Source organism: Paraburkholderia sp. CNPSo 3274 (genome assembly GCF_024206475.1).
GTDB lineage: Bacteria > Pseudomonadota > Gammaproteobacteria > Burkholderiales > Burkholderiaceae > Paraburkholderia.
Genome location: NZ_JAMBPR010000009.1, coordinates 144,658 through 164,619, shown reverse-complemented (window position 1 = coordinate 164,619; position 19,962 = coordinate 144,658). Strand labels below are relative to the sequence as shown.

The 19,962-nt window shown below is 61.2% G+C and carries 20 protein-coding genes and 2 pseudogenes; 10 read left to right on the top strand and 12 right to left on the bottom strand.

The features are described from left to right. The 6 genes from M3I54_RS08655 to M3I54_RS08630 form a co-directional block, all read right to left on the bottom strand. Window positions 1-196, bottom strand: a 196-nt coding sequence (locus tag M3I54_RS08655) for a helix-turn-helix domain-containing protein (RefSeq protein WP_254333639.1), incomplete at its 3' end; no start/stop codon positions are given. Between the two features lie 48 nt (window positions 197-244). Then, window positions 245-787: a nuclear transport factor 2 family protein gene (locus M3I54_RS08650; protein ID WP_254334760.1), complete on the bottom strand. Its 543-nt coding sequence runs from the start codon at window positions 785-787 to the stop codon at window positions 245-247. Window positions 788-798: 11 nt separating this feature from the next. Beyond that, the gene (locus M3I54_RS08645) at window positions 799-1,113 is read right to left on the bottom strand and encodes a hypothetical protein (RefSeq protein WP_254334758.1); all 315 of its coding nucleotides are present in this window, start codon (window positions 1,111-1,113) and stop codon (window positions 799-801) included. Further along, window positions 1,110-1,307, bottom strand: a complete 198-nt coding sequence (locus tag M3I54_RS08640; protein WP_254334756.1) for a hypothetical protein — start codon at window positions 1,305-1,307, stop codon at window positions 1,110-1,112. Before M3I54_RS08640 ends, M3I54_RS08645 begins: the two co-directional genes overlap by 4 nt. Window positions 1,308-1,591: 284 nt before the next feature. Next, entirely contained in the window at window positions 1,592-2,377 is a 786-nt protein-coding gene (locus M3I54_RS08635) for a glucose 1-dehydrogenase (protein WP_254334755.1), read from the bottom strand. Window positions 2,378-2,529: 152 nt separating this feature from the next. After that, a complete protein-coding gene (locus M3I54_RS08630) occupies window positions 2,530-3,429 on the bottom strand; it encodes a LysR family transcriptional regulator (protein WP_254334753.1) in 900 nt (299 codons plus the stop codon). A gap of 210 nt (window positions 3,430-3,639) precedes the next feature. On the opposite strand from M3I54_RS08630, the gene M3I54_RS08625 reads away from it, so the two are divergent. After that, window positions 3,640-5,232 (top strand): PAS domain-containing methyl-accepting chemotaxis protein, encoded by a 1,593-nt coding sequence (locus tag M3I54_RS08625; RefSeq protein ID WP_254334745.1) that lies wholly within the window; start codon window positions 3,640-3,642, stop codon window positions 5,230-5,232. 77 nt (window positions 5,233-5,309) lie between these two features. Here the strand turns inward: M3I54_RS08625 and M3I54_RS08620 are convergent, their stop codons facing one another. Next, window positions 5,310-6,857, bottom strand: coding sequence for an aldehyde dehydrogenase family protein (locus tag M3I54_RS08620; RefSeq protein ID WP_254334781.1), 1,548 nt, complete (start codon window positions 6,855-6,857; stop codon window positions 5,310-5,312). A gap of 85 nt (window positions 6,858-6,942) precedes the next feature. Further along, window positions 6,943-7,413: pseudogene (locus M3I54_RS45325) on the bottom strand (aldehyde dehydrogenase family protein); the annotation flags it as partial. A 227-nt stretch (window positions 7,414-7,640) separates the two neighbouring features. Here M3I54_RS45325 and M3I54_RS08615 point away from each other — a divergent pair. After that, window positions 7,641-7,817 (top strand): annotated as a pseudogene (locus tag M3I54_RS08615) (LysR family transcriptional regulator); the annotation flags it as partial. 39 nt (window positions 7,818-7,856) lie between these two features. Further along, window positions 7,857-8,621 carry a substrate binding domain-containing protein gene (locus tag M3I54_RS08610; protein ID WP_254334779.1) on the top strand — a complete coding sequence of 255 codons (765 nt, stop codon included), beginning with the start codon at window positions 7,857-7,859 and terminating at the stop codon, window positions 8,619-8,621. Between the two features lie 13 nt (window positions 8,622-8,634). On the opposite strand, the gene M3I54_RS08605 is transcribed toward M3I54_RS08610, so the two are convergent. Further along, window positions 8,635-9,624 carry a GlxA family transcriptional regulator gene (locus M3I54_RS08605; RefSeq protein WP_254334740.1) on the bottom strand — a complete coding sequence of 330 codons (990 nt, stop codon included), beginning with the start codon at window positions 9,622-9,624 and terminating at the stop codon, window positions 8,635-8,637. A gap of 166 nt (window positions 9,625-9,790) precedes the next feature. Between M3I54_RS08605 and M3I54_RS08600 the strand changes: the two genes are divergently transcribed. From M3I54_RS08600 to M3I54_RS08580, 5 genes are all read left to right on the top strand, one after another. Further along, window positions 9,791-10,219 carry a carboxymuconolactone decarboxylase family protein gene (locus tag M3I54_RS08600; protein ID WP_254334739.1) on the top strand — a complete coding sequence of 143 codons (429 nt, stop codon included), beginning with the start codon at window positions 9,791-9,793 and terminating at the stop codon, window positions 10,217-10,219. A gap of 40 nt (window positions 10,220-10,259) precedes the next feature. Further along, window positions 10,260-11,243 carry a phytanoyl-CoA dioxygenase family protein gene (locus tag M3I54_RS08595; protein WP_254334738.1) on the top strand — a complete coding sequence of 328 codons (984 nt, stop codon included), beginning with the start codon at window positions 10,260-10,262 and terminating at the stop codon, window positions 11,241-11,243. A 216-nt stretch (window positions 11,244-11,459) separates the two neighbouring features. Beyond that, window positions 11,460-12,377, top strand: coding sequence for an NmrA/HSCARG family protein (locus M3I54_RS08590; protein ID WP_254334737.1), 918 nt, complete (start codon window positions 11,460-11,462; stop codon window positions 12,375-12,377). Window positions 12,378-12,417: 40 nt separating this feature from the next. Then, on the top strand, window positions 12,418-13,266 hold the full coding sequence (locus M3I54_RS08585) for an alpha/beta fold hydrolase (protein WP_254334736.1): 849 nt from the start codon (window positions 12,418-12,420) through the stop codon (window positions 13,264-13,266). Window positions 13,267-13,274: 8 nt separating this feature from the next. Then, a complete protein-coding gene (locus M3I54_RS08580; RefSeq protein ID WP_254334735.1) occupies window positions 13,275-14,843 on the top strand; it encodes an AMP-binding protein in 1,569 nt (522 codons plus the stop codon). A gap of 18 nt (window positions 14,844-14,861) precedes the next feature. Here M3I54_RS08580 and M3I54_RS08575 read toward each other — a convergent pair whose 3' ends face one another. The 3 genes from M3I54_RS08575 to M3I54_RS08565 form a co-directional block, all read right to left on the bottom strand. Further along, a complete protein-coding gene (locus M3I54_RS08575; RefSeq protein WP_254334734.1) occupies window positions 14,862-15,680 on the bottom strand; it encodes an enoyl-CoA hydratase/isomerase family protein in 819 nt (272 codons plus the stop codon). Between the two features lie 53 nt (window positions 15,681-15,733). Next, complete coding sequence (locus tag M3I54_RS08570) at window positions 15,734-16,681, bottom strand: spirocyclase AveC family protein (protein ID WP_254334733.1); 948 nt, start codon at window positions 16,679-16,681, stop codon at window positions 15,734-15,736. A gap of 147 nt (window positions 16,682-16,828) precedes the next feature. Next, window positions 16,829-17,971 (bottom strand): ecdysteroid 22-kinase family protein, encoded by a 1,143-nt coding sequence (locus M3I54_RS08565; RefSeq protein WP_254334732.1) that lies wholly within the window; start codon window positions 17,969-17,971, stop codon window positions 16,829-16,831. A 313-nt stretch (window positions 17,972-18,284) separates the two neighbouring features. Between M3I54_RS08565 and M3I54_RS08560 the strand changes: the two genes are divergently transcribed. Both M3I54_RS08560 and M3I54_RS08555 read left to right on the top strand, forming a co-directional pair. After that, a complete protein-coding gene (locus tag M3I54_RS08560) occupies window positions 18,285-19,088 on the top strand; it encodes an SDR family NAD(P)-dependent oxidoreductase (protein WP_254334731.1) in 804 nt (267 codons plus the stop codon). A gap of 49 nt (window positions 19,089-19,137) precedes the next feature. Further along, the gene (locus M3I54_RS08555; RefSeq protein ID WP_254334729.1) at window positions 19,138-19,944 is read left to right on the top strand and encodes an SDR family NAD(P)-dependent oxidoreductase; all 807 of its coding nucleotides are present in this window, start codon (window positions 19,138-19,140) and stop codon (window positions 19,942-19,944) included. Window positions 19,945-19,962: the final 18 nt, after the last annotated feature.

Sequence of the window (19,962 nt, the reverse complement as noted above, 5' to 3'; positions counted from 1 at the left end):
CCAGAAACCGGCTCGACCAACGGCTAATGAAGCGGGAGTCACAGCGCAGCCGCTGCATGATCGCCTCACGTGTCTCTCCGTCGTCAAGCATCAGGATCAACCGGGCACGCCGCGTGTCTGCTGCGCGCACCGTTTGACTACGAGCCGCCGACAGCAATTGTTTGCGCTCAAGCGTGGTTAAGTTCATCTTTTCCATGTGTTTCATTGAATACCAAATAAGGTGCTTTTTCAATGACGCAATGGACTAGACCTCGCTGGGCTGACGTGTCGTGAGAGGCCGCTCGTAAGAGACGTCTTCACGGTTTCGTGAACTGACGCCATTGCTCATCAGGATTTCCCGCCAGGCAGCAGGCACTTCGGCCGGCGCGAGCTCGTTGATCGCCTCCGAAATGCAAACGCGGGCGGCAATCGCCCACACGCCATTGCGCTTTTCGAAGCGGTCGATATAGCGCCCCACCGCAAGCGTGTCCGGCTTGACGCGGTTCTCGCCGAAGAAGAGCCAGTATGTTTCCCCGTGCGCTACGTCGCCCTTCAACTCGACACTGTGATTGAACACCATATGATGGTGCGAGAGTTGATGCCCGGTATGGTACGCAAAGGCCCAGTTGACGAATTCCTCTGCATTCCCAACGAATGCGCCGTGGTCGTCGATTGCATCCGGGTGGTACGCCGACAGCGTCAACTCCCGGTCCATGCGGTCGACTCCGCGGCAATACCGGTGCACGCATTCGAGTATGGCCTGCTTGTCCAACAGCGCTTCCACGCGTGCGCTCAACTCTTCGTTCATGGTTTCAACCGTTAGTAAGTCATGGCGACAAAAAACACCACTGCGCCGATCACCGCGCCGACGAAGCAATAACCTTCGCCTGTCGACAAGTCAGTTTCGTGGTGTTGCGCGCGGCTCGCAATCGCACATCCAACGATGCCCGCGAATGCCGTCGCACCGAGCACGGCAAACGTCATCACGACGTCGAAGAGCGCCGAACGACCCAGCTCTTCCATCCGCAGATCGCGTTGCAGCAGCCAGACCGCGGCTGCGGAAATCGATAAGAGAATGAGCGGAAGCCATACCCTACGCGCTTCTCGAGCGCGCTCGCCAGGCATCGTTTTCATCGTGCTGCTTCCTCCATGCGTACCTTGCCGAAGATACGGGGCGCCATCGCACCCAACGCACGCGCCGCCCAGTTCGATTGTTCTGCGCGATCGGATTCGTCCGACGAGGGAGGATTGTTGCCAGCAGGCTGGCGCCGATAGTGGAACGTGTAGTCCGCGAGAGGACCACGTAAATCGCTGTCGAGAAGGTACATCGCATGTCTCCGATCAGGCCTATGCCTCTCGGGCGCTTTCGCGGCGCCTCTATGCGGACATCCTAGGTGACAGAGTCCCGTTATGCAACAACTCGTTCAATTAAATGCGTCGGTGTTTTCACTAGCCGCCGGGGCGTAGTGTGCAATGCATGCGCGTGCGCACGCTACGCACGCAGCTAAGCGTGCGCAACGGATCGTATTCAATCGGGGGAAGCGAAATGCAGCCCTAAGCCGCGTCGCCGACGCGGCTTAGCAACGCGAACTAACGAGCCGCTGGCGAGCGATCAGGAAACCTGGAAGCCGCCATCGACGGCCAGAAGCTGGCCGGTCACATAATCCGATGCGGGCGATGCGAAGAACAGCACGGCACGCGCGATATCGGAGGCGACGCCTATGCGGCCCAAGGGCATACGGCCGGGCTGTGTAATTGGCCCGCTTGCCTGATGGACCTTGGTCGATGCAGCCGCGCCCTCGGTTGCCACGCCGCCGGGTAGTACGGCGTTCACGCGAATTCCGTCGGGTGCGAATTCGAGAGCGGCTACTTTGGTGAGATTGTTGACGCCCGCCTTCGATGCGCCGTAATCGCCGTTGTCGAAAATCACGGGCTGCAGCGATGCCACCGACGAAATATTGATGATGGAGCCACCGTTCCTGGCCGCCTGCATGCGCTTGATCGCTTCGCGCATGCAGAGAAAGGTGCCGCGCAGGTTCACGCCGAGAACCTTGTCCCACTTCTCGGCCGTCGTTTCGACGAAGGGCGTCTTCGGGTAGATACCCGCATTGTTGACGAGAATGTCGAGACGCCCGAGCTTCGCCTGCACGGTATCGTACATCGCAAGAATCGAAGATTCATTGCCGATGTCCACCTTGACGGCGATTGCCTTACCGGACACGCTTTCGATTTGTTTGACCGTCTCCTGCGCCGCTTCGTCGTTCAGATCCGCCGCGACCACAGCTGCGCCGGCCGACGCCAGCAGCAGCGCCGTCTCGCGGCCGATACCGGAACCGGCCCCTGTTACCACCGCAACCTTCTGATCGAGACTGAAGAGACTCGCCACATTCGTGCTCACTGCTCCTCCTTTGGCTCGCCATGCGAGCGGGTTGTTTTGTGAACGTCATTCGTAAACATAAACACGCCACCTTGAGGTGTCAAGGTGAACGCGGAACCGAATGACGCGAGGAGCAGCTGGAACGAATCAGTTCATCGGCGCGACTGTGCGCATCACGTCTCGGCCGGCGCCGCGATTTCGCGCATGATGTCGAGCATCGAGCGGTGATACGGCTTGTGAGGTCTATCCGCCCACACCAGCGAAACCTCTGTTTCGCCCGGAGCCGGAACATCCTCAATGTCGACGTAAGCAACACCTTCCACGGGCAAATATCGCGCCGAGTCCAGCATCAAACCGACGCCCAGTTCGTGAGCAACGAGGTTGAGCATCGTATAGGGGTGGCGAGCTTGTTGGGTAACGCGGGGCGACAAGCCCTCCTCGCGCCGCGCTGCTTCAAACGCAGCGAATAGCGGTTGCGACATCTGCTGAGGGAACATGATGAGCGGATATCGCGCGAGATCCGCGATGCGAATCGAACGCTGCGTCGCCACGGGCCACTTCGCCGGAACCGCGGCCACCACCCGCAGACGCTCGATGACTACGCTCTCCAGACCAGAGACGTCCGCGGCGCTGGTGACCACCACACCGAGGTCGATGCTACCGTTTTTCACACCTGCGACTGTTAGGGCACTACCACGTTCGATCAACCGGACATCCACACCCGGCCATTGCTTGCGCAGCCCCTGAATGGCCAGCGGCATGATGCGTAGCGCGCACATCGGCACGAACGCTACGCTCAGGCTCGCCAGTTCGTCGGCTGCCTGGCGTACCCGCCGCTCGGCTAATTCCGCTTGCGCGATCAGCGGCTTGGCTTCCGCGAGCAACGCGGATCCGGCGGGCGTGAGGGATACGCCGCGCGGCGTGCGTTCGAGGAGCTTGATGCCAAGCTGCTCTTCCAGCCGCATGATCGACTGGCTGAGCGGCGGCTGCGCCATGCCGAGGCGTGCTGCCGCACGCCCGAAGTGCTGGGTCTCCGCAACCGCAACAAAGTGTCTGAGATGCCGCAATTCCATGGCTTGATATGACTTCGATATTGGCGTGCCGCCAGCATATCGCCTTTGTTCCGTCGCGGTGCACTGCGGATGAACCCTGGTCACATTGTTGAACGTAGGCCGCATCGGGCGTATCCGGACTTGACGTCGACCAGGGTTCGACATACATTTTTGAATGTCGTTCTAAATTATGAATAATAGACGGGGCCGCCCGGTCGATCTGGAAGAGGCATGGGGCAAGAGAACAATTCGAAGCGTGAATACGAACTGCAGGACCATGAACTGATGGTTTGCTGCGTAGGCGTCCAATCTCAGGTCGTCTATTCGAACCCGGTTTATCAGCGTGTGACGGGATATTCTCTGCAGGAGCTTCAAGCCATGCAGGGTTCGAACCGCATTCGCGACGTACCTCAGCCGGTGCTGGCCGACCTCGGGGCGGCCGTCAGGCGAGGCAAGCCGTGGAGCGGCCTCATCAAGCTCGCCTGCAAGAGCGGCACGCTGGTGTGGTGCCGGCTCAACATGGCCCCGCTCGTTTCGAACGGGCGATACATCGGTTCGCTGATGGTTCTCAGCAAGCCGGCTCATGGGGAAATCGACCAAACCGAGGCACTTTATCGCCGCCTGCACGCCGACCGTGACGGGAAGCTCGGTTGGGAGCAAGGGCGCGTCGTTCGCGGCGGCCTCATTGGCCGGGCCGCCGGCCGGATCCGCTCGTTCGGTCTCAAACGCTATATCTGGGGCGCGCTCTTCGCGCTCGCCCTCGTGGACGCGCTCGGACTGGCCAGCCGGAGCGACGGCCTTGCATCGCTCTCGTTCTGGGCCGAAGTCGCCGCCCTCCTTCTGTTGACAGCTGCGGCAGGTGTTTTCCTTTCTCGCACGATCGTGCACCCGTTGCAGGACGCTGCGCGAGCCGCGATGAAGATCGCCGCGGGCGATCTGAGCACCACGTGCCACAGCGCTCGAAGCGATGAGATCGGCGATGTGCTGCGCACCTTGAATCAGGTCAGCATCAACATGCGCGCCACGGTGCTCGACGTGCGCAACGGCGTACGTGCCATGCGGCAAGCGACGACGCATATCGCGTCGGGCACGCTGGAACTTTCCGGCCGGACGGAAGCGCAGGCCAGCAGTCTCGAAGAGGCCGCGGCTTCAATGGAGCAGATCAACTCGACGGTCGGCAACAATGCCGACGCCGCGAGGCAAGCCAGCGATCTGGCAGAAAGTGCGAGCCAGGCCGCGGAAGAAGGCGGCCGCGTGGTGGACCAGGTCATCTCGACGATGGGGCACATCACGCAATCGAGCCGCAAGATATCCGACATCATTTCCGTGATCGACGGCATCGCCTTCCAGACCAATATTCTCGCCCTGAACGCGGCGGTTGAAGCCGCGCGAGCCGGCGAGCAGGGACGCGGATTTGCCGTCGTGGCGGCCGAGGTCCGCAATCTCGCTCAACGCAGCGCGCAAGCGGCGAAGGAAATCAACGCGCTGATCACGCAGAGTGTCGAAACGGTGGAGAACGGTTCGAAGCTGGTCGATTCCGCAGGCAAGACGATTGCCGACATCGTTGCACAGGTTCGTGATGTCACCACTTTGGTGTGCCAGATTGCCGAGGCATCGCGAGAACAGTCGGCTGGCGTCGGTCAGGTGAGCCAGGCGGTGGAACAGTTGGACCGCATGACGCAAGTGAACGCAACGCTCGTTCAACAACACACGAGCGCCGCCGATAGCATGAAGCAGCAAACCGAGCGGCTCGCCGAAATGCTTTGCGTTTTCACGCTATCGCGCGATGAACGGAACGTGCTGCTAACAGGAGCCGGCGCGTGATCCCTCCGCGCTAAACGCGGTTCAGGAGAATCCTGGCGTTCGTTTCGATCTACCCGAATACGCCCGCCAGCGTTCGATCATCCCGCCACTATCAGTTCCGCAGCCTTCTCAGCAAGGGCGATGGTTGCTGCGTTAGTATTGCCCGAAATGATGTTCGGCATGACGGAGGCGTCAACCACGCGCAGCCGCTCGACACCGCGAACCCGTAATTGCGGATCGACAACGGCCATGTCGTCCGTCCCCATCCGGCAACTGCCTACGGGGTGGTAGCCGATACCTACGCGTTGGCGCACGTATGCTTCCCATGCGCTTTCGCTCTCAGGAAGCGATGCGGGCTCGTGATCGCCGATGACGTGTTTCGCCAGCGGCGCCGCCGCAAACACCCTGGTCACGAGACGACTGCCCTTGATGGTCAGTTCGAGATCGCGAGGATCGCCAAGCAACGCGTGCTTGATGACCGGCTTCGAAAGCGGATCGCGATCCTTCAGACTGATGCGGCCGCGTCCGTGCGGCCGCAAAACCTGCGATCCGATCGTGATGCCCGCCTGCTTCGCCATCGCGGGATGTCCGCCCACGAAGCCAATCGCCAGCGGCAAAAAGCTCATGGCGATGTCCGGTTCGCTCAACTCGGGCGAACTGCGCGCGTAGGCCATCGCATGGACGGCGATTGACGTCAGAATGCCCTTCTTGACGGTCGCATGCTGCAAGAGGTGTCCCGCGAGACGCAGCGGACCCACCATGGTGTTGTACGTCGGCACGTCGATCTGGCGGCTCTGCGAAACCCCGCAGTGCTCCTGAACATTGCTGCCGACGCCGGGCAGATCGGCAACGACATCGATCCCCAACGCGGACAGATCCGCGCCTGCGCCGATGCCGGATCGCAACAACACGCCAGGTGATGCGATCGCTCCGCCACTCAGGACGACCTCCCCGTTTGTATGCAGATATGCGCCGAGGCCGTAGCGCGTGCCGTTGGCGATCGCGAGCGCTTGCGCGTCGTCGGCGAACGGGGTGATCGAGAGCACGGGACCGAACACTTCGTTCTGTTCCAGCGCACTTCCTGGCTGAACATCAGCGAACACGTTCGGCTGGATGAAGAAGCCATCACCCAGTTCGCCCTGCAATCGCTCGCCGCCCGCAATGAGCCTTGCTTCGCGTCGCGCTTGCTCGATGATGCCGAGGATACGGTCGCAAGCCGCCTGGCAGATCACCGGGCCAGCGACCGTATCCTGATCGAAGGGGTCGCCTACCTTCATGTTCGCAGCCACTGCCGCGGCGCGCGCCACCATTTCGTCGTAGCGCTTTCGGTGCAAGAGCAGCCGAGTCGGGTTCACGCAGCCCTGACCGCTCAGACCCAACGCGCCATAGACAGCCTGTACCGCTGCTGCTTCGAGATCAGCGTCTTCGAAGACAAGATTGGCGGACTTGCCGCCCAGCCCCAGCGCGACCGGCTTGAGACACGCCGCCGCCGTCGCCATCACCCGCCGCGCGACGCCTTTGCCGCCCGTGAACGTGACCTTGCCGACGTCGGGGTGCGCCACGAGCGCCTCGCCCGCTTCGGCCTCGCCGGGCACGACGTTGAGAAGGCCCGCCGGAAAGCCGGCTTCGTGAGCGAGTTCGGCGATTCGCAGTGCGACGAACGGCGCGAGTGCGGGGCGGCTTCAGAACGACGCCATTGCCAGCGGCGATGGCCGGAAGCGCCCTCATACAGGTCGCCATGAGCGGACCGTTCCACGGGATGATGACGCCCACGACGCCATAGGGCTCCCGGCGCGTATAGTTGAACCCCGGTGCCGGATAAGACTCTGCGTACGAACCCGCGATCTTGTCGATCCAGCCCATATAGTGGTCGACCCAGCCGAGCGCCATGTCCATCATCGGGAGTGCTACCGGGATCCCTGACTCTCGGGCACCGAGAAATGCCAGCTGCTCCCGATGCGCCTCCAGCAACTCACCGAGGCGCCGAAAGCTTCGCGTCCTCGCGCGGGGCCCCATCTCCATCCATATACGCTGCGCCGCCTTGGCGGCCTTCACGGCGCGGTCGATGTCGCTCGCGCTGCCGAGGGGCACGACGGCCTGCGGCCGGCCTGTTGAAGGGTTGACATGCTCGACGCTGGCCACGCCGTCACCTTCGACGAACGTGCCGTCGAGCGGGCGCTGGTGCGATGGGGAAAGTGCCATGTACTGTTCCATTGAGCGTTTGACTGCTACAGGCAGGAGACGCGTGCAGGAACAGGCGCCGGTCACGCGCCGTCGAGGTCAGTCGTGTCGTCTCCTGAACATTCTCGTAGCTGGCCTCGCGCACGCGACGCGGGCCGCCTCAGATAAATTCGATTCTAGCGGCGGCTCATGCTCTACACTGCTTATCGAACGGAACATTTAGAGTGACTTTTTTTCATTAATCGACGATGCCAGAAATCCGGAATCTGCAGCCTTTCGTCCAGGCCGTCCGCTGCGGCAGCTTCATCGCGGCGGCAACCCGCCTCCAGGTCACGCCGCCTGCCATCAGCAAGAGCATCGCAGCGCTGGAGCGTGAACTGGGCGTGCGCCTTTTCAACCGGACCACGCGCAAGCTGAGCCTCACGAGCGAAGGGCGCCAGTTCTATCAACGAGTGGCGCCATTGTTGGGTCAGCTCGACGAAGCGGTCGCGGATGTGCGGCGCAGCCCCGAGCATCCGGAGGGATTGATCAAGGTATCCGTCACGCCGACGTTCGGGAGGCATTGCCTGACTCCGGTGATCGCAGAGTTTCTGCAACGCTATCCACTCGTCGAAATCGACATCAGCTATGACGAAATTGCACCCAGCCTGGTCAACGACGGCATCGACGTCAGTATTCAGCACGCGCGGGGACGCGGAACCAATCACGTTTCCCGTCCGCTGTGCGAATACCCCATCGTACTGGTCGCGAGCCCGGGCTATCTCGAACGCAAGGGCGTGCCTCAATCCCCGGATGAACTGGCGGAACACGAATTCGTCGGCATCCGCATGTCGTTCGGACTCGCCGCGCTTCATCTCGAACGCTCGCCAGGAAGCACGCGAAAGCGCGGCGCCCGGAAGGACAGAACGTTCGTTCACCATCCCCGCGGGCGTCTAACCGTGGCAGGCCAGCCGGACATCAGCCTCGTCGCTGCGCTCAGCGGCGCAGGGATCACGCCGTCATCCGTGCCCGTGGTGCTGCCGTATCTGCGCACCGGAGCACTCAAAATCGTCCTTCCCGAATACAGGGTGCGCGGCGACGAGGCGGATGGTACGGGGCCGCGCATTTACGTGCACTATCCCCACCGCCAGTATCTGCCCGCGAAAGTCAGGGTTTTTGTGGATTACCTGCTCGAACAGTTTCACTCGACCGATACCGGCAAAGCGGAACTCGACATGTTTGCGGCCTGAATGCTGGCCAGTTTCATTCGCGGCCCGCACCACGCCGTCGATACGCAGAGGGACTCATCGCAACGTATTTGTGGAAGATGTTGCGAAACGCGCGCACATCTGAATACCCAACCATAACGGCGATCTGCTCGATGGAGACCTGTGTGTTGCGCAGCATTCGCTTTGCTGACTCGATACGCAGTGAGCTTGCATAAGCCCGCGGCGTCATGCCGAGGCTTCGCGTAAAGCGGCGCAGCAACGTGGCGTGACTGACGGCCAGCACGTCCGCCAGTTCGCTGATCTTGAAGTCCTGAGCGAAACGCTGTGCGAGCCAGAACTGCGCGCTGCTTACTAGCGGATCATCACTCGACAGGCGCCCTTCCTCGCGATCGCCATCCGTGCCTGTCGTCGAAGCGAGCCATTGGGCGGTATGCGGTGAAATCGCACGATCGACGAGGCGCGTCACGAGTTGCCATTCGCTTGCTGGCACGCTGCAGGTGTGAGCGCCACCGTGCTCGGCGATCGTGACGCCCGTGTCCACGCGCACCTTCGGATAGCGCGACCGGAGCAAGCCCCTGAGCACGCGCGGAACGGCCGCAGGGCCGCCGTCGAGAAAGCCTGCCTGCGCGAGCAGCAACACCGCCGTACCGCTTGCGGCCAATACCGCGCCCCGAGCACGTTGCCAACGCAACCACTCCGTTACCGGCTGTGCGTGGTCGAGCAGCGTAACGAGCGCCTCTTCGCTGGTCACCGCAAAGGCCGGGACGTAGACGATGCTGTACTCGGCATCGCCAAGCAAGTCGCCGTCGCTATCCATCTTTCGGCCGCCGGCGAACTCCAGACCGCCCGCAGTGGCGCTCAACAGGCGCACCTGCGTCTTCATCGTGTGCCGGTACGGCGGCGCGAACTGCGTAAATACATGTCGCGCAATGAGCGCAAATCCATCTACCAGCGCGCCCACGCTCGACAGGTAGCTGCCTGGCAGCACGAGCGCGGCAACGTCTTTCACTGGCTCAGTCGGCATGGCGGGCTTGCGAATTTCTATCCCCTTATATGCAGAATTTGATCCTCTTTCGCGGCGATCTTAGCACGCATCATCGTCATCATTGCCAGCGAAAAGAATGGCGGGGAGAGCGCAGCCGTTACCCGTCACAAATAGCCGCGCCGCCGCGGCAAAACAGGAGACGCAAATGAAGAGCCTCGAAGAAAAGCACGCCTATGGTTTAAAGGTATTCGGCGAGATCATGGGTGAAGAGAAGGCAGCCGGCTTGCGCACCGCAAGCGAGTCCACCGGCTTCGGCGCCGATATTTCACGCCTCGCCGTCAATTACGCGTTCGCGGACGTATGGGGCGACGACAAGCTCGAGCGCAAGCAGCGTAGCCTCGTGACGCTCGGCATCCTGATCGCCAGCCGGCAGACACTCGAACTGAAGAACCACGTCCGCATTGCCGTGCGCAACGGTCTGAGTGCTCGCGAGCTGGAAGGTGTGCTTATCCAGGCGCTGCCGTATGCGGGCTTCCCGGCTGTCGCCTCTGCCACCACGGCCGTACTCGAGACGCTGAGGGAACTGGGCATCGACACTACCACCCGCACTTCGGAAGAACGCGGATTGCTGTGAGGCGGCGTCAGAGCGCCCCTGCAACAAGAGGAGACAATTTGTGAGCACACCAATCCTGGATATCGTGCCGACGATGCGCGAGTTCAACATTTCGAACGATCTGCTCGGCGATCACGCCGCACTGCAAAAGCGGTGGGACGAAGACGGCTACCTGTTCTTCCGCGACGTACTGGACCACGAGCCGCTGGAGCGCATGCGCGGTTTGCTCGTCGACCACCTCGACCGCCACGGTTTCGTGGACCGCACTGATCGAGACGTGCGATGGACCGGCAAGGAGCGCGACAATTTCAGCTTCTTTCCCGTGAAGGAAATGAATGAGCAGCGTGCGGCACGCACCGTCATGGAAGACCCTGCAATTCGCGCGTTCTTTCAGCGGCTCTTCGACGTACCGCTTTATTGGGTGCCGTTTACCGAATACCGCACTTCACCGCCTGCCATCGACAAAAACCGCACGCGCTTCGACTTCATTCACGAAGATGCGATCTACAGCGACCGCCTCGATTTCATCATCTGCTGGGTTCCACTCAGCGATATCGATGCGCAAGTCGGCGGACTGGCCGTAGCGGAAGGGTTGCACAAGCTTCCGTGCCTGCATAAGAAGGATGGCGACAAGATCATTCCAATCGACCTCGCGAGCGTGCCCGAAGATGCATGGCGCCGCACGAACTACCGCCTGGGCGACGTCCTGTTGATGAGCCGACGCACGCCACACTCTGGGCTCAGCAATCATTCGGACCGATTCCGCCTTTCGCTCGACACGCGCATCCTGCCGCAAGGCGGCAGTTTCCCGTTCGAGCCGCGGCTGCCCTATGTGGGCACGCTGACGTCGATCGCGCCTGAACAGATCGTCGTGCGCGACGCGGATGGCGAACATGTCTTGCGGCTCGACGAAACGAGCTATCTGCGCGGCTTCCAGGGCAACCGCGTGCGCGGCGACGAAATTGCCGACGTCTATCAGCCAGGCTGCGAGGTGATCGTCGCACATGAAGGCGGCCTCGTTCAAACGGTGCGGCCGCAGCATTGATCGTGCCACCACGCGGAAAGACGAAGCTTCGCCTTTCCGCTTTATCGCCCGGATTTCGTCACCAGCATATTTTCTGAACATCGTGCTAATATTAGAACATCAGCACGATTGCAGGTGTCTCTGCAATGGCCTGTTGCCTGGTTAGTGACTTCGTGCGCTACGCGCCCAGCCACGATACGGCTGGCCTAGCTTTATAGTTCGACCACCGGAAAAGTCATGACCGAATCATCCGACGTGATACTCGTCATCGGCGCTACAGGCGCGCAAGGAGGTGCCACGGCTCGCCGCCTCCTTGCGGCCGGACGTACGGTGCGCTTCCTGACGCGAGATCCAGACTCGTCGGCTGCGCGGGCGCTCGTCGAATTGAATGCGCAGGGCGTAAGGGGGGATCTGGACGACCGTGAGTCGCTCGAAAAAGCGATGAAAGGTGTCCGCTCCGTCTTTTCCGTTCTCCTCCCCGACTTCGATCGCAGCGACAGGGAGCGCCGCCAGGGTTTCGCGCTCGTCGACGCGGCGCGCAACGCGGGCGTCCAGCAATTCGTTCACACCTCCGTGGCGCAGGCAGGCAATCATTTGACGTTTCCGGGCTGGAACGAGAAGCGCTGGAATCAAAAATACTGGACAGACAAATGGGACGTCGAAGAAGCCGTTCGCTCTGCGGGTTTCGAATCGTGGACGGTCTTGCAACCTGCATTCATGATGGACAATCTCGCTGAGCCGAAAGCACGCGCGATGTTCCCGCACTTGCGCGACGGCTTGCTGCTCAGCGCGTTGCTGCCCGACTCCCGGCTCGACTGGATTGCCGCCGACGACGTGGGGGCGCTCGCAGCCGGCGCGCTCAACGATGCGCAACGCTGGCATGGTGAGACTGTGCCGCTGGCTTCGGAGAAACTCACGATGTCTGAAGTGGGAACTCGCCTCGGCCAGGTTCTTGGCACACAGATTGGCGTTTCGCACGTCTCGCCGGACGAAGCGCGGGCAAAGGGCCTCGCACCAGGCTGGGTGAATGCGCAGGAATGGATCAACGCGGTCGGGTATCGCGTCGACATCGATTCGCTCTCCGAACGTGGTATCGAGCTGACCTCGATGACGGATTGGATCGACGCGAATCGACGGCACATCAAACTCGTCTAATTGATTTGCGAAACAATCCTTGCGTAATGGAAGAGCCGCAATGAATGTCAGTGTTCCCTCCTGGTTCGATCTCGCCATGAGCCAGCCACGCCGCTCCCATTTCACGGAAGCCGGCGGGGCTGCAGTGCACTATGTCTCCTGGAACGCCGCAGACACGGACAAGCCTCCACTCGTCTTCGCGCACGGCTTTCTGGGACACACGCATTGGTGGGACTTCATTGCACCGTTCTTCACCGATCGCTTCCGCGTGTTCGCTCTGGATTTCAGCGGGATGGGTGACAGCGGCTACAGGCAGGAATACAGCGCAGACATTTTCGTGCGCGACCTCGTAGCCGTCGTGGATGCAATCGGCCGCGGTCCGTGCGTCGCGGTCGGCCACAGCTTCGGCGGATCGCGTCTCCTGCAGGCCTGCGCGACTTTTCCCGATCGTCTCTCGCACGCCATCGTGCTCGATTCGTATTTCATGCTACGCGGCGATAGCTTGCCTGCCGTGGAACGGCGTCCGCCTCCGCGCCCCTATCCGGACTGGCATACCGCAGTCAGCCGGTTTCGCCTCATCCCAGAGCAGGATTGCGAGCCGTGGCTTCTCGAACATCTTGCGCAAACATCGCTTCGCCAAACCTCCGACGGCTGGGTATGGCGCTTCGACCCGAAGCTGCGGGATCTCCAGCCGGTCGAAGGCGAGGAAGACCTGCTGACCCGCGTCACGGTCCCCGTCAGCTACGTTCACGCCGAGTGCAGCAGCGTGGTCAGCGCGGATCGCGCGCGCCACATCGTCGGGGCAATTCCCGGCGCGAAGGGACCCATCACGATGCCGCGCGCAGGCCATCACATGATGCTTGACCAGCCACTCGCGCTGGTCAGCCTCTTGCGAGCATTGCTGGCATGAGACCCAACATGCGCGAATCGACAACTGCACCATGGTCGAATGAGCTGCCTCTCTCGGCCCTGATCGCGCGCGCCGTCGAACAGCACGGCGCCACGCCGCTCCATTTTCATACCCAAGGCGGCGCCTACACGTGTACCACGCAGTCCCTGCTGCGCGACGCGAGAGAAATAGGCAAGGCGCTGCGAGCGATCGGCCTGCATCGAGGCGATGTGATCGCGATACAGCTCCCCACGCAGCGCGAGACTGCGCTTCTGTACCTGGCCGCGCTCGAGATTGGTGCCGTGCTCGTGCCGATCGTTCACATCTACGGTCCAGCCGAAGTCGGCTTCATCCTTCGGCAATCGCGCGCCCGACTTCTTTGCGTGCCCGACCTCTGGTGCGGCACAGACTATCTGGAGCGTGTCGCAGCGCTGGGCGCCCCACCCGACCTGGAACGCGTTATCGTAGTCGGCAATCGAGCGCCCTCGAACGGCATCACGTTCGATGCGCTGCAACGACTCGCGGCAACAACGCATGATCAGCATCCTGCTGAAGCGCCAAAGTCGGAAGACATCTGCCTGCTGCTGTACACGTCGGGGACGACGGCTTCACCCAAAGGCGTTCAGCATTCTCATCGCACTGTGGGCGCAGAGTGGCAGATTCCGTTCATCGACGGGCCAGGGCCTTACCTCACGCCCTTCCCCGCCGGGCATATCGCGGGCTTCAATTTTCTGTTGCGCCCGTTCGTCACGGGCACCGAGATGGTGTTCATGGATCGATGGGACGCCTCGCTCGCGGCGCGACTCATCGAAGAGCATCGCGTACGCCTTTCGGGTGGCACGCCGTTCCATCTTCAAGGACTCCTCGATGCCGGCCGCCGCGATGGCCACAGCCTGGCCTCGCTCGTTTCTTACGGTCTGGGCGGCACGGGCGTCACGCCCGAGCACGTCGCCCTCGCCGATCGCGCGGGATTCACGGGAACACGCGCGTATGGGTTGACCGAGCATTCCACGGTGAGCGTTGGTTGGGCCGATTCGCCATTTGACGTCCGGGCCAATACTGACGGGCGCGTTCAGCCCGGCTCGCAGGTGCGCGTTGTCGACGAGTTGGATCGCGACCTGCCTGCGGGACATGACGGGGAGATTCTCATCAAGGGACCGGAGTTGTTCGTCGGTTATACCGATCCAGCGCTTAATGCAGCGGCCTTCACTCGCGACGGATGGTTCCGGACTGGCGATATCGGCCATCTCGACGAACGCAGTTGCCTGACCATCACCGACAGGAAAAAGGACATCGTGATTCGCGGTGGAGAAAACATCTCGTCGCTCGAAGTCGAGCGCGTGCTTGCCACTCACCCCGCAGTGCGCGATGTCGCCGTCGTGGCGCAACCCGACCCCCGATACGGAGAAAAGGTCTGTGCCGTGGTGGTCTTGCGCGAACACACGACGCTCAACCTGAGCGCAGTTCAGACCCACTTTGCCGCTGCGGGCGTGGCGAAGCAAAAGACCCCCGAGCACCTTTGCATCGTTGCAGAACTGCCGCGCACGCCATCGGGAAAAGTACGAAAGGGCGATCTGCGCAAGCAGCTTTCCACATAGCGGCAGTTCGCTCGGCGCTTATTGCGCAGGGCCGTCCTGACGCGACTTGAAAAAGCGATCTCGCTGCCTCGACACCTCATCGGACGAAGCGAGTTGATCGTAGATCCCGCGCGCCGCGGCCAGGCCCGCCTCGAAATCAGCCGATTCGGCGGCGGCAGCGATGGCATCCAGGCACTTGCTTTCTATGGCATCGCCACAGGCAAGGCGTGCGCGCGCCTCAGCGACAACAGTAACCGGATCGTGATCCGGCAATAGCAGCCGGCGTATCAATGGCAACGTCGCGCTCCCGATCTTCTCTCGCGCCAGTTCAATCGCCAGGCGCAACACTTGTTGCTCATCGCCCTCGACGATTCGGTCGAATAGCGCTGTTCCAGCGAACGTACTCGCGGGCACGATTTGCGCACCGAGAATGAATTCGATCGACTTTGCGAGGCCTAGCACGCGCGGCAAACGCTGCGTCCCGGACAAAGGGATCACACCAAGCTTGCACTCCGGCAGACCTATCTGTGCATTGTCCGCCACAAGCCGGTAGTGGCAGACCAGCGCGGTTTCCAGCCCTCCACCAACGGCAAATCCGTGGATTGCGGCGACAACCGGCTTCTCGCTCGCCTCGATAGCCGGATGAACGTGCAGCGACAACGCTGGGGCCGCCGCCGCTGCGGGCGTGCCGAATTCGCGGATATCACCGCCTGCGCAGAAACCGCGGCCGCTGCCATTGAGCACGATTGCGCGAACCTGCACATCGTGCCGCGCCGCTTCGAACGCAGCGACAAGTCCACGACGGACTCCGAGACCCAACCCGTTGACCGGCGGATGGCTCATCGTGACGATGGCCACCTCGTCTTCTACGCGATACTCGACGTTGTTGAAGCGCTGGGCGTCGCGGTTCGTCATCGATTGGCCAGCCAACTCGGCATATCCTGCGGCCACGGATCGGCATATACCGCGTGCACACCCATCGCAGTCGTGTAGGCAAGGTTCAGTACGTTGCAAAACGCGACGAATACCAACACGCGTAGTGCCGTGCGAACCGCTGAATGGCACTCGAGACGATCGACGCCTCGCTCGATCGCGGTGTATCCGTTGTTGTCGACGCTCATCAAAAGGAACGCAGAAGCCACGAAGGCTGTCGGAAACAGCAGGAACTCGTACACCGGAAACTGGTAGTAGTGGCCGCCCCAGAAGGAAACACGCTGAAACGCGCCCGGCCACGCGTCGAATCCCATGAAGCGGCTAGCAGCGATGTCGAGAAAGCCCATCGTCAACCAGATGGCGGCGAAGCCCGCGAGCGTGAGTCCAACGTTACCTGCGCGAGGCCAATGCTTGCGGACTGCACGCATCGCCCACAGCGCGACCACTGCCGTACCCGTGAACGTGTAGAAATAGCTTGGCGCGTCGATCAGGATGGGCTCAGCAATACGCGCATGCGGCGATTGCCAGAACGGAATGAAACGGCACCAGCAGCCGAAATTCAGTGCATAGGCGTTATACGTGAACATCGGCCTAAGGAAGTCCAGCCACGGATCGAGCCAGTATGCCGAGAGCCAGCCGATCATCATGAGCCGCACCGCGTCGATGCGGCGGCTTTTGACGATTCCGTAGACGAACCAGATTGCTACCGGAATCAATGTCAGCACGCTGATCCGCTGGTAATGGTCGATCGTCGTCCTTACGGATTCCGGAATCGGGTCCGCGCCCAAATCGACAGGGCGGAAGTCCTCCGAACGAATCCATGCCACGTAGGCGTAGGTTTGTGCAAATGCGAAAAGCGCGCCGAGCGCAGCCCACGCATACACCCTGTGCCAGGTCGTGCTGCGTCGAGCGACCATCTCCAACATGCTTGCCTCCTCATTATTATCGCATCATTCATATTTGTGAATGATGGTCACAAAAATGTACTCTGACGAGGAGACCGCGTCAAGCGCCATACTCAACGCGGCATTGGTAGCGGCACGCCTGGCTGTGCCGCTCAACGCCACCGAAGATTACCGACCCATCAGGTCATAGATCTCGTGATCGAGCGCTGCCATCGCGAATCGCGGCGCAACGGCACAATTGTTGACTTCCACTTGCCATTCCACGGGGTTCACGAGCCAGAAAAACAGCCCATAGACGATGTGCCGCCGATACGCGTCGAGCGCGCCTTCAAGTGAGGGCGGGTTGTTCACGCCGTGAAACGCAAGCCGCTCGAGATAGTGCTCAAGCAACGCTCGCTCCCATCGTGGTCGATCCGCAATGTCCAATGCCGAGATCAGGAAATACGTGACATCATGGGCCCACGGTCCACGTCGATACGACTGCCAGTCGAGAAAGCCAGGCGTGCCATCGCGGTCGAAATACAGATTTCCGAGGTGAACGTCGCCGTGGAGAAGCGTCATTGGCCCGATACGGTCGAATGCGCGCAGATCGAGCAACGCGTGCTCCATCCAGTCCCGATCATGAAACCGCTTCGGCAAGGCAGCGCCGCGCGGCATTTGCGTATAACTCGCGAAAATATCGGGTTTTAACTGACCCCGGTGATAAGTGCCTGACTCGCCGTCGGGGAGTGGATCCTGCGGTGCGAGCCAGGCTAGTTCGCCATCGTTATCGAGCGCCAGCGATTGCCAGAACTGCGCGTGCCAACGCGCTTGCGCGTCCAGATTCGCCGCGGCCTGCGCAAATGTCAGCGGCTTCTGGACGCGACAGAATTCAACGTCCCGCGAACGTAGATCTTCGAGGATCACGATAGACTGCCCGCTTCGACCATCCGTCTCTGCGTAGAAGCTGGCCGGAACATTCGCGTGCAAGTGAGGATGGACTTCCTTGAAGAACCTGGCCTCGTATTCGTATATGTAGGCGTTCAGATTCCGATACTCGGGAACGAAACCGCCCTTCACGATCAACGACTCCGGCAAGCCAAGCTCGCGCCCTCTTGCGTTGTAGGCAGGATAAACCCTGACTTTGGTGGCGGTTCCGTACATCACATCGCATATGGCGAGTGATTCGACCGCCACGCCCTCATGACCGCGAGCGAGCGCCGACGTCAGCCACGACGGCGTAATTTCCTCGACGTCCAATGGGAGTCTTTCGGCATCTGGGCTCGATCCATTCGACTCAATCAACGCCCGACTATTGCTCGAAATAGACATGTTGACGCGCTCCTGAGAAGTGCATGTGAGTTCACGCGCATGTTGCGCGGCACGTCCGGACGCTCGCAACAAGGGAACTCCCGGCTGGCATCATTGTTACAAATCTAGAACGGCGTGCGTATTTTTGTGAACAGCTTTCGCCCGGTTGCTGGCTCCGCAATCGCGTCGCGACTCGAGCCCTGCCCGTTCTGCCCGACCTAAGTTAGTGAAAATTAGTCACTCTAATTGTTCCTTACGGTAACCAGTGGGTACCGAACGTTGTCGCTAGAATTCGTAAAAAGCCCTACAAGCACCCCCCACAGGAGACAACCCGATGACCACGACCGTGCTTGAACGGCTGTTCGGCATCAGCGGAAAAGTCGCTGTCGTTACCGACAAGGGACACAATTCCAGCATCGATATCGCCCCTGTATTGGCCGAGGCCGGCGCGAGGGTTGTGATCGCGGATCACCGTGCGGCGCACGTGCAACCTGTCGTCGACAGAATCCTTTCGGCAGGCGGAGAAGTCATCGCCATTGAGGCAGACGTGGAACGCGAAGCCTCCGTCATTGCGTTGTTCGAACAAGTGCACGCGACTTGGGGGAGCCCCGATATCGTGGTCAATTGCGCGGCGATGACCAATAACGGACCGCTCACGGATTTTTCCGAGGCAGCCTGGGACGAAGTCATGTCGATCGACCTGAAATCCGTGTTCTTTTGCATGCGAGAAGCGATCAAGCACATGCTCGTCGCAGGCCGGGGTGGTCGTATTGTGAACGTGACCACTATGGGAGCCATGCATGCCGTCCTCAACGGGAATGGCGCTTACGGCGCTGCACGAGCCGGCGTAACGGGATTGGTCCGCTCCGCGGCGCTCGACTATGCCCCTGAACAGATTCTCATCAACTGCGTGCTTCCCGGCGCAGTGCCTGGCAAGGTTCAGTTTCACCCCGACACGCAGGCTCGCCTGAAGACGGGAAAGCTCACGGGACCCGGTACAGACGCAGAGCGACGCTTGCCACTTGGATGGGGAGATCCCGCCGACATCGCCGCAGCGGTCTTGTACCTTGCAGGCCCGTCGGGCCGCTATATGACGGGCCAGTCGATTACGCTCGATGGCGGATTTCTGATTAGCTGACGCGCGCCGAGAAGCACGACTTTCATCGACTACTCAAACGGAGCATTCCATGTTTAGCGAAATCCAGATCGGCGCACGCCTCACGCAGATCTTCAATCTCACGGGAAAGACTGCCGTCGTTACCGGCTCTGCACAAGGTCTCGGCCGCGAAACGGCGCGGCTGCTTGCCGAGGCAGGTGCCAACGTCGTGATCGCCGACCTTAATCCGGATGCCGCATCCGTAACAGCGGCAGAAATTCATGCGAACGGTGGTATTGCGATGCCCTGCAAGGTGGACGTGGCTGATGAAGCTTCCATCAAGGCACTATTCGCGGCTGTCGATGCGAATTTCGGCAGCGTAGATATTCTGGTCAACAACGCCGCGCACCGTTCGAAAGCCGAGTTTTTTGAAATGTCCGTCGAGCAATGGGACCAGATGCAGGACGTGACGCTACGAGGCACTTTCCTCTGTTGCCGCGAGGCCATCGCGCGCATGAAAGCAAAGGGTGCCGGTGGCTCGATTGTCAACGTTTCCTCCGTTGGCGCACTTCGACCCACGTTGTGGGGCGTCAACGCCCACTACGACGCCGCGAAGGCCGGCGTGGACAGCCTTACACGATCACTGGCAAGCGAGTTTGCGGCCGATGGAATCCGCGTCAATTCGATCCTGCCAGGCGGTATGGCTAGCGAGGGCGGCAAGAACATCAGCGCTACCTTCAGGATTCGCGGTCCGATCGTCGGCGCAGGCCGCGTTCCGATGGGACGGATGGCGGCCCCGACTGAGGTCGCCCAGAGTGTGTTCTTTCTCGCCACCCGCGCCTCAAGTTATGTTACCGGGCAAATCATCGCCGCGGACGGTGGCTTCACGGTCAGCTAGGCAAACTCGGCGACGATG

Excerpts from the sequence above, each read along its gene's own strand:
- M3I54_RS08650 (WP_254334760.1), bottom strand. The coding sequence starts at position 787 with ATGAACGAAGAGTTGAGCGCACGCGTGGAAGCGCTGTTGGACAAGCAG.
- M3I54_RS08645 (WP_254334758.1), bottom strand. The coding sequence starts at position 1,113 with ATGAAAACGATGCCTGGCGAGCGCGCTCGAGAAGCGCGTAGGGTATGG.
- M3I54_RS08640 (WP_254334756.1), bottom strand. The coding sequence starts at position 1,307 with ATGTACCTTCTCGACAGCGATTTACGTGGTCCTCTCGCGGACTACACG.
- M3I54_RS08630 (WP_254334753.1), bottom strand. The coding sequence starts at position 3,429 with ATGGAATTGCGGCATCTCAGACACTTTGTTGCGGTTGCGGAGACCCAG.
- M3I54_RS08625 (WP_254334745.1), top strand. The coding sequence starts at position 3,640 with ATGGGGCAAGAGAACAATTCGAAGCGTGAATACGAACTGCAGGACCAT.
- M3I54_RS08605 (WP_254334740.1), bottom strand. The coding sequence starts at position 9,624 with ATGCCGACTGAGCCAGTGAAAGACGTTGCCGCGCTCGTGCTGCCAGGC.
- M3I54_RS08600 (WP_254334739.1), top strand. The coding sequence starts at position 9,791 with ATGAAGAGCCTCGAAGAAAAGCACGCCTATGGTTTAAAGGTATTCGGC.
- M3I54_RS08590 (WP_254334737.1), top strand. The coding sequence starts at position 11,460 with ATGACCGAATCATCCGACGTGATACTCGTCATCGGCGCTACAGGCGCG.
- M3I54_RS08585 (WP_254334736.1), top strand. The coding sequence starts at position 12,418 with ATGAATGTCAGTGTTCCCTCCTGGTTCGATCTCGCCATGAGCCAGCCA.
- M3I54_RS08580 (WP_254334735.1), top strand. The coding sequence starts at position 13,275 with ATGCGCGAATCGACAACTGCACCATGGTCGAATGAGCTGCCTCTCTCG.
- M3I54_RS08570 (WP_254334733.1), bottom strand. The coding sequence starts at position 16,681 with ATGTTGGAGATGGTCGCTCGACGCAGCACGACCTGGCACAGGGTGTAT.
- M3I54_RS08565 (WP_254334732.1), bottom strand. The coding sequence starts at position 17,971 with ATGTCTATTTCGAGCAATAGTCGGGCGTTGATTGAGTCGAATGGATCG.
- M3I54_RS08560 (WP_254334731.1), top strand. The coding sequence starts at position 18,285 with ATGACCACGACCGTGCTTGAACGGCTGTTCGGCATCAGCGGAAAAGTC.
- M3I54_RS08555 (WP_254334729.1), top strand. The coding sequence starts at position 19,138 with ATGTTTAGCGAAATCCAGATCGGCGCACGCCTCACGCAGATCTTCAAT.